At 55.9% G+C, this 12,415-nt stretch carries 10 protein-coding genes; 8 read left to right on the top strand and 2 right to left on the bottom strand.

Annotated elements, in window-relative coordinates:
• Window positions 1-233: 233 nt before the first annotated feature.
• Window positions 234-572, top strand: a complete 339-nt coding sequence (locus tag MY069_RS09915) for a DUF2794 domain-containing protein (protein ID WP_482793622.1) — start codon at window positions 234-236, stop codon at window positions 570-572.
• Here the strand turns inward: MY069_RS09915 and MY069_RS09910 are convergent, their stop codons facing one another.
• Both MY069_RS09910 and MY069_RS09905 read right to left on the bottom strand, forming a co-directional pair.
• A complete protein-coding gene (locus tag MY069_RS09910; RefSeq protein ID WP_482793621.1) occupies window positions 573-1,250 on the bottom strand; it encodes a ChrR family anti-sigma-E factor in 678 nt (225 codons plus the stop codon).
• A gap of 99 nt (window positions 1,251-1,349) precedes the next feature.
• Window positions 1,350-1,928 carry a sigma-70 family RNA polymerase sigma factor gene (locus MY069_RS09905; protein ID WP_482793620.1) on the bottom strand — a complete coding sequence of 193 codons (579 nt, stop codon included), beginning with the start codon at window positions 1,926-1,928 and terminating at the stop codon, window positions 1,350-1,352.
• A 180-nt stretch (window positions 1,929-2,108) separates the two neighbouring features.
• On the opposite strand from MY069_RS09905, the gene MY069_RS09900 reads away from it, so the two are divergent.
• The 7 genes from MY069_RS09900 (at window position 2,109) to trpA (ending at window position 12,409) form a co-directional block, all read left to right on the top strand.
• Window positions 2,109-2,609 carry an invasion associated locus B family protein gene (locus MY069_RS09900; RefSeq protein WP_482793619.1) on the top strand — a complete coding sequence of 167 codons (501 nt, stop codon included), beginning with the start codon at window positions 2,109-2,111 and terminating at the stop codon, window positions 2,607-2,609.
• 98 nt (window positions 2,610-2,707) lie between these two features.
• Window positions 2,708-3,955 carry a hypothetical protein gene (locus MY069_RS09895; protein ID WP_482793618.1) on the top strand — a complete coding sequence of 416 codons (1,248 nt, stop codon included), beginning with the start codon at window positions 2,708-2,710 and terminating at the stop codon, window positions 3,953-3,955.
• A 267-nt stretch (window positions 3,956-4,222) separates the two neighbouring features.
• Complete coding sequence (locus MY069_RS09890) at window positions 4,223-9,289, top strand: hypothetical protein (protein WP_482793617.1); 5,067 nt, start codon at window positions 4,223-4,225, stop codon at window positions 9,287-9,289.
• A gap of 80 nt (window positions 9,290-9,369) precedes the next feature.
• Entirely contained in the window at window positions 9,370-10,029 is a 660-nt protein-coding gene (locus MY069_RS09885) for a phosphoribosylanthranilate isomerase (RefSeq protein WP_482793616.1), read from the top strand.
• 21 nt (window positions 10,030-10,050) lie between these two features.
• Window positions 10,051-11,262, top strand: a complete 1,212-nt coding sequence (trpB, locus tag MY069_RS09880) for a tryptophan synthase subunit beta (RefSeq protein ID WP_482793615.1) — start codon at window positions 10,051-10,053, stop codon at window positions 11,260-11,262.
• Complete coding sequence (cutA, locus tag MY069_RS09875) at window positions 11,259-11,582, top strand: divalent-cation tolerance protein CutA (RefSeq protein WP_482793614.1); 324 nt, start codon at window positions 11,259-11,261, stop codon at window positions 11,580-11,582. Before trpB ends, cutA begins: the two co-directional genes overlap by 4 nt.
• The gene (gene trpA / locus MY069_RS09870) at window positions 11,582-12,409 is read left to right on the top strand and encodes a tryptophan synthase subunit alpha (protein ID WP_482793613.1); all 828 of its coding nucleotides are present in this window, start codon (window positions 11,582-11,584) and stop codon (window positions 12,407-12,409) included. Before cutA ends, trpA begins: the two co-directional genes overlap by 1 nt.
• Window positions 12,410-12,415 lie beyond the last annotated feature (6 nt).

The following is a 12,415-nucleotide window of genomic DNA, read 5'->3' as shown; positions in this document are numbered from 1 at the left end:
GAGCGCGGTCTTTAATGTTTCGTTTGTAGGAAATGTGTGTCGAGCGGCTCAAAACAGTCGCCCCGGGGGGCTGGGGGGGCTGATGGGTCCGGAAAGACTGCTAGACTTCGCCGCCCGACAATTGCAAACTGATCGTAATCGGTGACCGCGGCAAGGCGTGAATTAGGCAAAACTGCCCAATTCCGTATTAAAAAAGCGTCACGACTTTGGTAACTGTAACGAATACGCGCTTCATGAGCAAAATAACGCCTCTCAAAAAAACGCAGCGAAAGCCAAAAATCGCGTTCCAACGCAGCGAAATGAACCTAATTCTTGATGTCTATGGCCGCTTGGTCATGTCTGGACAAGCCAAAGATTATGCAGTTGGGGCGCATAAGGACCAGGCGGTGTTTGCGATCTTCCGGCGACATGCTGAGACCCCAAATTGGACTGTGGTAAAGACACCCGCACTCGCGCGCATGCAAGGTGCCTATTCTGTGCTCGGGGCGCAAGGACAGATTTTGAAACGCGGGCGCGACCTCAAACAAGTGCTTACTGTGTTTGAGACCCGAAAATTTGAGATTGTTCGCTAATTACTGTCCGACCAGACGTTGGATCAGGCCCATCACACCGGTAAATTTCAACCCGCCATCTCGCACGGCAAGCGCATAGCAGACACCATCCATGTCGCCGGTCGGCTGATGGATATCTTTCGGGCCTTTAAGGCTGATATCACCAGGCCCAAACGATCCGCTTTCATCACTGAAGCCGCCTGAGACCACTAGGGTAAACTCGCTGCCTTTATGACTATGCTTGGGAACCGTGCAGCCGGGTTCAATTCGGTAGAGCTCAACTTCCGCATCGCTTCCGGCCTCGAGTTTGAGGCGACGAATGCCTTGGGTTAGGCCTTGCCATTTATTGGTTTGGAAGGAAGTCAGCGCGGTTTCCCGAAGCGGTTCTGGCAGGTCGAGAAGCTCATCGAGGCCTTCTCCCGCCATGTGCACAGCTTGGGCACGCGCATCGGGACGACCATCCGCCTCGAACGCATCAATCATCGCAAACGCTTTATCCATCGCGTTCGCGCTAACCGCGACGCGTTGTTCGGTTTCCAAGAACACGCCAGCAATCGTCTCAGCCCGCGCGACAGCGCGCGCGACTTCAGGACGCAAAGCCGATTGGGTTTCCACCAATAGACAAAACGCTGGGTCTAAGCAGCCTGCGCCATAGCTGCTATAAACTTCGCCAAAATCGTTGATTGTCGCTTTGCCCATTGGCGTCGCGCGCTCCTCGAAACTATCCCTCAGTTTTGGCGATATTGTCGGATCAAGGTTATCGTCAAGCAAATGCAGCTCCAGATTGCAGTCATATACTCAGTGATCGCGTTCCAAGGAGCCACGCAAACGCATGAAAGCAAGCCGAATACGCGACTTCACAGTGCCTAGTGGCAACCCAAAGGTCTTTGCAATTTCAGAGTGTGAAAGCCCTTCATAGAAAGCAGCCTTCAGGAGGACGAGTTGTTCCTCTGGTAGCGTTTCAATCACGTCGCGAACTCTCGCTTCTAATTGTACGCGATTGACGGTGATATCAGGTTGTTCGGCCTCGGCCGGTTGCAGCATCCGATCTTGCGCATCGAGTTCGGGCTTATTGTTCCGGCGCAGCGTGTCGATCCGCCGGTTCCGCGCGATTCGGAAGATCCATGTTGAAACAGAGGCTTGGCGGCGATCATACTGACCGGCTTTGCGCCAAACATTGAGCATCACCTCTTGCATAATTTCTTCCGCTGCAGAGGCATCGCTGCCCAAACGCATCAAATAACTTTTCAAGCGTGGGGCGAAATATTCGAACACCGTGGCGAAGGCTGGACGCGATTGCGCGCTGGCGATTTGCTCGACGCAATCGGCCAATCGTTCGCGTTCGGATGGATCGCTGCCAGTGGTCTCGAGGGACACCTGTTTCCCCTGTGTCGCTTCACACACGTATAAAGCGCTCATACCGGAAGGATTGCAACCTTTGCGAGACAACAAACTCATAATCGCCCGTTAATCTAGTGTGTCTTATTTCAGCCCTAAGGACATTACATAAGAATTTGACCCCTGGCTATATATTTTATTGCATGTAGGAGAGTTTATATGCACCGGCTTGCTCTTGCCCTTCTTGGATCGGTTTTTGGCGCCCAATTACTAGCGGCCTCAGCGAATCCATCAGTTGTGCGGCAATATTCAGACTGGGTGGTCTTCACCGAAAATGTCGGCGGCGAGCGCCTGTGTTATGCGGCGACGCAAGCTACGGACAAAGCGCCAAAATCCGCCGACCATGGCGATGTGTGGTTCTATGTATCCAACTGGCAGTCCGGCAAAGCCCGCAACCAACCGAGCTTAAAAGTCGGGTATGAGTTGCGCGGTGACTTGCCAGGTAAAGCGAAAATTGGCCGCTCTGACTGGGCCTTGTTCGGCGTCGGGCGCGAAGCTTTTGCCCAGGATAATGATGATGCGAAACTGGTCCGCCAGCTCAAGCGCGGCAGCGAGCTGCGCGTTGAAGCCACCTCATCGCGCAACACCCGCGTGACCTATCATTTTTCTCTGAAGGGTTCGTCTGCCGCGATTGACCGGGCCGCTTCGACCTGCCGATAGGTAAAATTTCACCTTCCCCATTAGCTTTTGGATGATGTTAAGAGTTCTGTGTCAGGCTCAGCCCGAGCTTTAAAAAAATATAATTGGAGCGGGCGAAAATGAGCTATTCACAGGTGCGGGGGGTTTCCCTCCGTTCAAGCCTGGCCGCGGCGGTATGCCTTGGCCTGGCCGGAGCTGCGCATGCAGCAAATGATCTAACAGAAGCCGGAACCTCGGTTTCGAACACATTTGAGTTGAGCTATAGTGTCTCCGGCACCGCGCAACCCATCATCACCAATGACAATGTGAGCCCTCCAGCCGGTGCAACCGTGCAAGGGATACCAACATTGTTCACGGTCGACCGGAAAATCGACCTGATCGTCACCGCAACCAATAGCACGCTGGCAACCGCGGCAGGTGTGGATGCGACTTTGACATTTGAGGTTTTGAACGAAGGCAATGATACAGCCGCCTTCTCTTTCTCAATTGCTGATTTGGACTCAGGGGCGAGCACCTTTGATGCCACCGGCGTAATTGTCCGCTATTTGGTCGATGCCAATGATAACGGCACCGATGATGATGGCGCTTATACAGTCTTGACCGAGACACCGATTGGAACCGCCGCGGGATCCGCCGCGTTTACAACCGATGTCCCAAAAGGTGTGCGCGTCTTCGTTCAAGTGCAGGGCACGGTGCCCGCAGGACTCGCGGATACGACATCTGATGATATCACACTGGTCGCTGAGGTTCGGGACCCAACGGCCTTCTTAATCGAAGCCTCTGCCACGCCAGGTGAAGTCACAGCGGCGTCGGGCGGCGCCAATGTGCTGACCGGCTTAGCTCAAAACGTCCTCGCGGACGGCGTTGGTGTTGCTGCGGCCGAAACATCCGGCGTTGCGGACGGTTTGTTTGCAGCTACCGGCATCATTCGGGTCGAAGCGGCGGATTTGACGGCGACGAAAACCGTAACCGTGATTAAAGAGCCAGGCACGGATGATCCATTTGTTGGACTCACCGACTGTGACACGGCTGTAGCTGAACCGAATGCCAAAGCGGTGCCAGGATCTTGTGTTGAATATGTGATCCAGGTTCAGAATAATGGTGTCACGGCAACCGCAACCAATCTTGTGATTGACGATGTTCTGCCAGCCGAAGTCTCGTTCGTCGCGGCAAGCCTTGCGACCACAACGACGACCGGTTTCGAAGATGATTCAGGTATCGGCGGCTCTGGACCAACGCTGACCGTGCCAACGACGCCAGCTGAGAGCGATTGTAACGGCACGACGACCTGTGTGATCCAACTTTCCGATGCGACTCTGGCCGCCGGTGAAGTTGGACAAATCGTCATCCGCGCTGAAGTCAAATAAACGCCGCCCAAGCCTAAAAGACCAAAGCCCTGGCGTTTCCAAAACGCCGGGGCTTTTTCTATTTGGGCCCGTGCAAAATGGAAACGAAAACCCGCGAAATTTCATGCAAATTTCTTAAATTCCATCGAATTATCAGAGCTCTGTAAGGAGAATAGTAACCATACTCCGATAGGGTCTTTCGTATAGGGCGGCGATAGATCAGCCCAATTTATTGAGTTCGCGGATAGACCCAAAAGAGGTCACCCGCATGATGGTGGAGAATCGGGGATGAGCTTCGGGTGGAAGCGCATCGTAGCCGGTTTGCGGTGGCTTGCGTTTGCCTGCTTCGCAATGACGGCAGTGTCGCTATCGGCTATGGCTGATATTGGCGACCGTGTATCCAATACAGCGATTATTTCTCAAGATGCTGGCGCGGGCACACTCTCTTTCCCAACCAATACGGCCGAGTTTACGATCCAGCCGCGGCGTACGCCGTCTGAGATTGAGTTCTTCAGGATTATCGAAAACGCACCGGATGCCATCCGGGTCAACCTGAATGGATCTGACTACAGTCCATCCGGCGCACTGAACGGTCCCTTTCAATCCTTCGGCGTGGTCTCTGTCTTTCAGCAAAAGCCTCTCGACACATCGACACCGACCTCTCTGGTTCCCGCAGAAACCTATTTCTCTGGTGAATTAATCGTCGTTCGAGTTGTGGACTTAGGCCAGAATGGCAATTCAGATCGGATTGAAACCGTCGTCATTACGGTGACCGCAGATAGCGGTGACGAGATCACGCTTCAGCTCTATGAAGATGAACCTGATTCTGGGCATTTCTATGGGTTTTTCCCAAGCACAGCCGCCACAACGCCGCGCTTCGATGACACGCTAACAGCGCCGCAAAATACTCAACTCACAGCAACCTATATCGACCAGTTTGACGCCACAGAAGTGTCAGTCGATACGGCACTTATCGATCCGTTTGGTCGGGTCTTTGATAGCACAAACGGCACTTTGCTCGATGGCGCGCGCATCACAATTGTCGATGCCGCAACAGGCGCACCTGCTGAGGTGATGGCGATTGATGGCAGTGGCGCGTTTCCATCAACTGTCGAATCGGGCACAGCCGCCGCAGACTCAAATGGTCTGTCTTATCAGGCCTCTACCGGCACATTCCTTTTCCCGGTTTTGATGCCCGGTCGCTACCGGCTCCAGGTCGAGACGCCAGCGGGCTACGATTTCCCATCGGCGCGCGCGGAAGGAGAGCTTCAGAACCTCCCAAATGCTCCGTTTGATATTTGGACTGACGCCTCGTTTGCGGCTGAGTTTGAAGTCACCACAACTGGCCCACTCAGCCTGGATATCCCGCTCGACCCAGCGACCGACCTAAACATTTCCAAGCGCGCATCGGTCTCGCAGGCCTTTATTGGGGATTTTGTCGGTTACACCGTCGATCTAGATAATGCAGGCGCGCTCGGCGCCCCGGTCTTGGTCCAAGATACTTTGCCGCCTGGATTTCGCTACACGGCAGGATCCCTCAGGATCAACGGTGTCGCAGGGGCTGCGCCGGAGATCTCGGCAAATGGCCAAGAATTGACCTTCGCCGTCGGTCTCTTGGCTCCGGGCGAGTCTGTTCAGCTCACTTATCTCACATCGGTCGGTCCAAATGCCTCACTCGGGGACGCGATCAACACGGTGATTGCTGTGAACGGGGCCGGCGCTGCGATCTCCAATCGCGCCGATGCGGCGGTCTATATTGAAGAAGATCTTCTGACCTCGCGTTTGACGATTATTGGACGCGTGGCAGAAGCGGCCTGTCGTCCCGATGAAGCCTGGTCAAGATCGATCCTTGAAGGGAACGGCGTTCCTGGTGTTCGGCTTTATATGGAAACCGGCCGCTATGTCGTCACGGATGCAAATGGCCAGTTCCACTTTGAAGGCATTCGACCTGGAACACATGTCGTTCAAGTCGATGAAGCCACATTGCCAGCCGGATACGAGCCTGTCATTTGCGAAGAAAACACACGCTATGCGGGCAGCGCTTTGTCCAAATTTGTCGACGCGCAAGGCGGTTCAATTTGGCGCGCGAATTTCTATCTGCGCAAAACGGACGCGGTCTCCAAACCCGTCGAACAAGACGTCGCAAAAACTCGCGATGAAGAGCTTTACGACAAGCAATGGCTGAACGCCCAGACTCCATCTGGTCTCGAATGGGTCTATCCGGCGACCGACCAAGCGCCTCAAGGTCGATCGGTTAATCTGGGTCTTCTGCATGGACCAAGAGAACGTGTGCGTCTGGATCTCAATGGTCGCCCCGTACCCGGCCTGAACTATTCCGGTAAGGATCTCTCTGCGACCCGCGAAGTTGCGATCTCTCGCTGGTCGGGCGTCGATATTCAGCGGGGTGAGAATGTTTTCGTCGCTCGATTATATGACGCTGAAGGTGAAATGATTGACCAAAGCATCCGCAAAGTCTGGTTTGTGGATGAAGTTAGCCGCGCGACCCATGTGGATGACCAATCTCTCCTGGTTGCTGATGGTCGAAACAAACCGCGTGTTGCCATCCGACTTGAGGACGGGGACGGCAATCCTGTCCATGAAGGCCGTTTGGTCGAGATCAGCGTCGCCGATCCGTATCGTCTGGCGCATGAAGCTGAGGAAGAGTTTGAAGCCCCTGTGAATGCTGCCTTCTCAGCGGTTTCAGGTGTCCGCGTTGGCGCTAATGGCATCGCACATGTGGAGTTAGAACCGACCTTGGAATCTGGCCGCGTTCGGCTACAGGTTTTGCTTCAAGACGGCAGCTTTGAGGACATAGATGTTTGGCTGGCGCCGGAAAAGCGTGACTGGATACTTGTCGGACTCGCAGAAGCCGAAGGCATGGCCTCGCGGCTAGAAGGGTCTGTAGGACGTGGCGTAGAAGAATTGTCCAGCGATGGCCGGGTCGCCTTCTTCGCCAAAGGCGTCATCAAGGGTGATTGGTTGCTCACTCTTGCCGTCGATACATCCAAACGCCACGGCCAGCAGGACCGTGAAGTGTTCGACGAGATCGATCCGAATGCCTATTACACGCTCTATGGCGACCGGACCTGGCAGTATAATAATGCCGAAAGCCAATATCCGGTCTATGTGAAGCTTGAGAAAAACACGTTTCAGGCGCTGTTTGGCGACTATGAAACCGGCTTTACCGAGACCGAACTTGGCCGCTATACGCGCCGTCTCTCAGGCCTAAAGGCTGATTATGAGAGCGAGGACACTTCCTTCACAGCCTTCGCCTCAGAAACCAATCAAAGCTTCATCAAGGACGAGTTCGCTGCCGATGGCACGTCAGGACCGTACCGGCTGAGTGTCGCGCCATTGGTCCGATCTTCCGAAGTGATTAAGATCGAAACCCGCGACAGGCTGCGTCCTGATATCATCCTCAGCGAGCGTTTGCTGAACCGCTATAGCGATTATGAAATCGACTATGTCACGGGCGAACTATTCTTCCGGCAACCTGTGTCAGCGACCGATGCGGCGCTTAATCCGAACGTGATCGTGGTCGACTATGAAACGACCGAAGCCGCAGAACGCGGCATCACGGCGGGGGTTCGGGCCGAGAAGCGCTTCCTGGATGGCGCGATCCAAGCTGGCGCAACCTTAATCCACGAAGAGGATTCAGGATCTCTCGAAACTGATGGCTCTAATCTCGCAGCCGCAGATCTAACCCTGCGCCTAAGCGACAATACTGAAGTTCGCGCGGAAATTGCCAGAACCGAAACCGATTCCGACCTCGGAAAGGAAACATCAGACGCCGTTCTGTTGGTCGCGCAACACCGGACCGAGAAAATCCTCGCCACGGGGTATATTCGCGAAGAGGAAGAAGGCTTCGGATTGGGGCAGCAAACCTCTTCGACCAACGCGGTCCGCCGGATTGGCGCAGAGCTGAGTGCTGAAATTGGATCAAAAGTAAGCGAAGATGGATCCGACCGAACTGAACGGCGCGTGACCGCACAAGCCTATCAAGAAACCAATCTCAGCCAAGGCTCAGAGCGGCAAGTGGCGGACGTGGTTGTGCAGCAAGACAGCCAAACCTTTGGCATCAGCGCTGGCCTGCGCGCGGTTTCTGAAGACTTTGGCCAAGTTGCTGAGCCTCGCCAGTCGGTCTTGCTCCTCGCGGGCTTGCGCAAGACTTTTGTCGATCAAGGCCTCTCAATCAGCGCCGTCTGGGAAGAACCGATCCAAGTCGGCGGCGACAGCAATGACGAGGCGTCGCTCTTCCCGGGTCGAGCTGTGTTTGGCGTCGACAAGACGCTCGGTAAACGCGTCACCGCTAATCTGCGGCACGAAGTGACCAATGGGGCGACATCATCAGGCCAAAACACGGTTGCGGGCCTGACCTGGGAACCAAGTGGCGGAACACAGGTTCGCGCCAGCACGGACATGATCACAGGCGATAGCGGACGGCGCATCGGAGCCACTGTCGGTGTCGACCAAGTGTGGCAGGTCAATGAAGCCTGGACGGTTGGCGGCGGCCTCGCTCGCCGGGCAAATGTCGATGGCGGCGATGAGCCGCTTGACCCAACCGCCGATGCTGCGATCAGCCCGCTCGAGGATGGTGTCCGCAGCCCGCTGACCCAGGCAGAAGCCTATACGTCCGCTTATCTTGGCGCCAGCTATCAAACCGAAAGCATGGCGGGATCAGCCCGGGTCGAAGCCCGTGACAGCGCTTCAGGCAGCCGTTTGGTCGCCGTGCTTGGTGGCGCGCGGGAGATTACCAAAACGCTGTCCTTCTCAGCCGCGGCCCGTCACCAGGACGAGACGCTAGACGGTCAAGCTGACCGCACCGAAACTGATCTGCGGATTGGTGCGGCCTGGCGCCCCCGCGGCGAGGGTCTGGTGGTTTTGAACCGGCTCGACATCGGCCAATCGAATGAGGAAGGCGTTCAAGAGCGCTCGAAGATCGTCAACAATCTCGCCGTTAATGCGATGGTCACCGATCAAACTCAGATCTCGGTCTATCATGGCATCAAACATGTCGATGCGGAGTTCGAGGGCGCTAGCGCGTCGGGCACGACCAATCTGATCGGGGCAGAGATTCGCCATGACGTAACCAAAACACTGGATGTCGGCCTGCAGACCACTTGGTCCTCGAATGATGGTTCTGGCACCACCGCGTGGTCATTCGGGCCGAGCATTGGCGTCAGCCCGAAAGACAATGTCTGGGTGAGCCTTGGCTACAATGTCTCAGGCTTTGAGGATGAGGATTTCGAAGCGGCGAGATATCGTAACGAAGGTCCGTATATCAAACTCAGAGCCAAGTTTGACCAAAACACCGCTCGCAGTCTGATCAATGCACTTGGCTTCGGACAGGAGTAATCCAGAGTTTCGCACATGGACCCTGGTTTGTATGGCGATTGCGCTTGACTTCGCAGCGTGCGCCACGCACGAGACGCGCCATGGCACACGTAAAGATTTGCGGCTTGAAAGATACAGCCCATGTTCGCGCCGCTGCTGAGGCTGGCGCGGATTGGGTTGGCTTTGTGCTTTATCCGAAAAGCCCGCGCAATCTGCTGGGTGAAGGCGAAAACGGATTGGATGAAGTGTGCGCCTTGTCCGAGTTTGCGCAAGACCTCGGCCTGCAATCGGTGATCCTGCTCGTCGATCCTGATGAAGACCTATTCGAAGATGTCCTGCACGAGATTGAGCCTGACGCCATACAGTTGCACGGCAAAGAAACTCCAGATCAAGTCTTGCGCTGGTGGCGCGATTGCACCGGCATATGCGAGCTGTGGCGCGCCGTTGGCGTCGCCAATGAGGACGAGCTCGAAACGCTCGACCAATGGCGCGTGGACCGGTTTCTGATTGATGCGAAACCGCCCGAAGATGCCGATAATCCCGGCGGCAACGGCGCCGCGATGGATTGGTCGCTTTTGGACGGATTTGACCCCGGCGTTCCTTGGCTGCTAGCGGGCGGTCTAACTCCAGAAAACGTCGGAGAGGCGATTGCTGCGACAGGTGCGACCGCAGTGGATGTTTCCTCTGGCGTCGAGCGCGCGCGGGGGATAAAGGACGAGGACTTAATCCGCGCGTTCATTGACGCTGCCAAATCTGCCTAGAAAGCCCTAGAAAGCATAGTCATGGATTTGAGAAACACTTGGGACCAATGGCCCGATGAAAATGGCCGTTTTGGTGAGTTTGGAGGACGCTATGTCGCCGAAACTCTGATGCCGCTCATTCTCGATCTCGAGAAGGAATATCGCGCCGCAAAACAGGACCCGGCCTTTAAAGCCCAAATGGATGATCTCTGGGCCCATTATGTGGGCCGTCCCAGCCCGCTTTATTTCGCTGAGCGCCTGACCGAACATTTTGGCGGTGCGAAAATCTATCTCAAGCGCGACGAGCTCAATCACACTGGCGCGCACAAAATCAATAATTGTTTGGGCCAAGTCCTGCTCGCCATGCGCATGGGCAAAACCCGCATCATTGCTGAGACCGGTGCCGGCCAACATGGCGTGGCGACGGCAACAGTTTGTGCCCGCTTTGGACTAAAATGCGTGGTCTTTATGGGCGAGACCGATGTTGAGCGGCAAAAGCCGAACGTATTTCGGATGAAACTGCTCGGCGCTGAGATTGTCCCGGTCTCATCCGGCACCGGCACGCTGAAAGACGCGATGAATGAAGCGCTGCGCGACTGGGTCACCAATGTCGAAAACACATTCTATTGCATCGGCACCGCCGCAGGCCCGCACCCTTATCCTGAATTGGTGCGCGATTTCCAAAGCGTGATCGGCAAAGAAGCCCGGACGCAAATCCTTGAGCGCGAAGGGCGTCTGCCGGATGCTGTGATGGCCTGTATTGGCGGCGGCTCCAATGCGATCGGCCTGTTCCACCCCTTCATTGAGGACGAGTCGGTCCGGATGATCGGCGTCGAGGCCTCTGGCCACGGCATCGAAACCGGACAGCACGCAGCCGCCCTCAATGGCGGCGCACCAGGCATCCTGCACGGCAACAAGACCTATCTCCTGCAGACAGATGATGGCCAGATCATTGATGCGCACTCAATCTCAGCTGGCCTCGATTATCCGGGCATTGGTCCTGAACACAGTTTCTTGCGTGATACGGGCCGGGCTGAATATCTTACCTGCACCGACAATGAAGCGCTTGAAGCGTTCCAGCTCTGCACCCGCCTGGAAGGGATTATCCCCGCGCTTGAGCCAAGCCATGCGCTAGCGCGGGTCGGCGATGTCATCGAGACCCTCGATAAAGACGGCATTCTGATCATGAACATGTGCGGCCGCGGCGATAAGGATGTGTTCTCGGTCGCCGAAGCTCTGGGAGTTGAGATGTGACTGAACTGACCCTTTACCGCATCACTTGCCCGCGCCAACGCGTGGCCCGCGCCATTGCTGACGAGGCGGTCGACACGCGCGCTGCGGCGTGCGCGAATATTGAAGGCCCGATGGCGTCAACCTATCGCTGGAAAGGCGTCGTCGAACAGGCGTTTGAATTCATCCTATGGCTCAAGGCGCCGGCTGCAAACTTTGCCAAAATCGAAGCGATTGTCGCAGCCCATCACCCTTATGATGTGCCAGCCATCGTAGCGCTCGGCTGTACGCAGGTTAACGCCCCCTATCAGGCCTGGGTTTTAGAGAATACGGATACTGAATAATGCCGACTTCCCGAATAGTGACGCGCTTTGACAAGGTTAAAGGCGAAGGACGCGCAGCTTTGGTCGCCTATTTGATGGCGGGCGATCCGGACCTCGAAACATCCTACCAAGCCTTGTGCGCGGTGCGCGATAATGGTGCGGACGTCATCGAACTTGGCGCGCCGTTCACCGACCCGATGGCGGATGGCCCCGCGATCCAAAAAGCAGCCCTGCGCGCGCTTGCCAACAAGACCACACTGAAAGACGTGTTGGCCCTGGCCAAACGGTTCCGCGAAGACGATCAAGACACGCCGCTCATCCTCATGGGCTATGCCAATCCGGTGCACACGCTTGGCTATGAGGCGTTTGCAGAAGCCGCCGCAGAAGCCGGTATTGATGGCACAATTTTGGTAGACTTACCGCCCGAAGAAGATCAACCGATCCGCGACGCCTATGCCAAACACGAACTGTCCGTCATTCGCCTGGCCACTCCGACCACGGACGAGGCGCGGATGGCAAAAGTCGCCGAAGGCGCGAGCGGTTTCCTCTATTATGTCGCGGTTGCCGGCGTAACCGGCGCAGGCTCTGCCGATCCGGAAGAGATTCGCGCCGGCGTTGAGATGGCGCAGCGCGTTTCTGGGCTTCCAGTATGTGTCGGATTCGGCATCAAGACCGGCGAACAAGCGGCCGCGATGGCGAAAATTGCGGACGGGGTTGTGGTTGGTTCTGCATTTGTAGAACATGCAAGACTTGCAACTGTGGCCAAAACCACACAAATTACAGCAGAGAAGATGGGCGGATTGGCCCTTGAGTTAAGTACGGCGCTAAAGGGTGGAGTGCCAACCTAGCAAAGT

It is taken from the genome of Hyphomonas sp. ske169, assembly GCF_056850855.1.
This window is presented reverse-complemented; position numbering and strand designations above follow the sequence as displayed.

Bases quoted from the DNA above. Each gene is read 5' to 3' on its own strand.
- MY069_RS09915 (WP_482793622.1), top strand. From the start codon at position 234: ATGAGCAAAATAACGCCTCTCAAAAAAACGCAGCGAAAGCCAAAAATC.
- MY069_RS09885 (WP_482793616.1), top strand. From the start codon at position 9,370: ATGGCACACGTAAAGATTTGCGGCTTGAAAGATACAGCCCATGTTCGC.
- trpA (WP_482793613.1), top strand. From the start codon at position 11,582: ATGCCGACTTCCCGAATAGTGACGCGCTTTGACAAGGTTAAAGGCGAA.
- MY069_RS09890 (WP_482793617.1), top strand. From the start codon at position 4,223: ATGAGCTTCGGGTGGAAGCGCATCGTAGCCGGTTTGCGGTGGCTTGCG.
- MY069_RS09910 (WP_482793621.1), bottom strand. From the start codon at position 1,250: ATGGGCAAAGCGACAATCAACGATTTTGGCGAAGTTTATAGCAGCTAT.
- trpB (WP_482793615.1), top strand. From the start codon at position 10,051: ATGGATTTGAGAAACACTTGGGACCAATGGCCCGATGAAAATGGCCGT.
- MY069_RS09900 (WP_482793619.1), top strand. From the start codon at position 2,109: ATGCACCGGCTTGCTCTTGCCCTTCTTGGATCGGTTTTTGGCGCCCAA.
- MY069_RS09895 (WP_482793618.1), top strand. From the start codon at position 2,708: ATGAGCTATTCACAGGTGCGGGGGGTTTCCCTCCGTTCAAGCCTGGCC.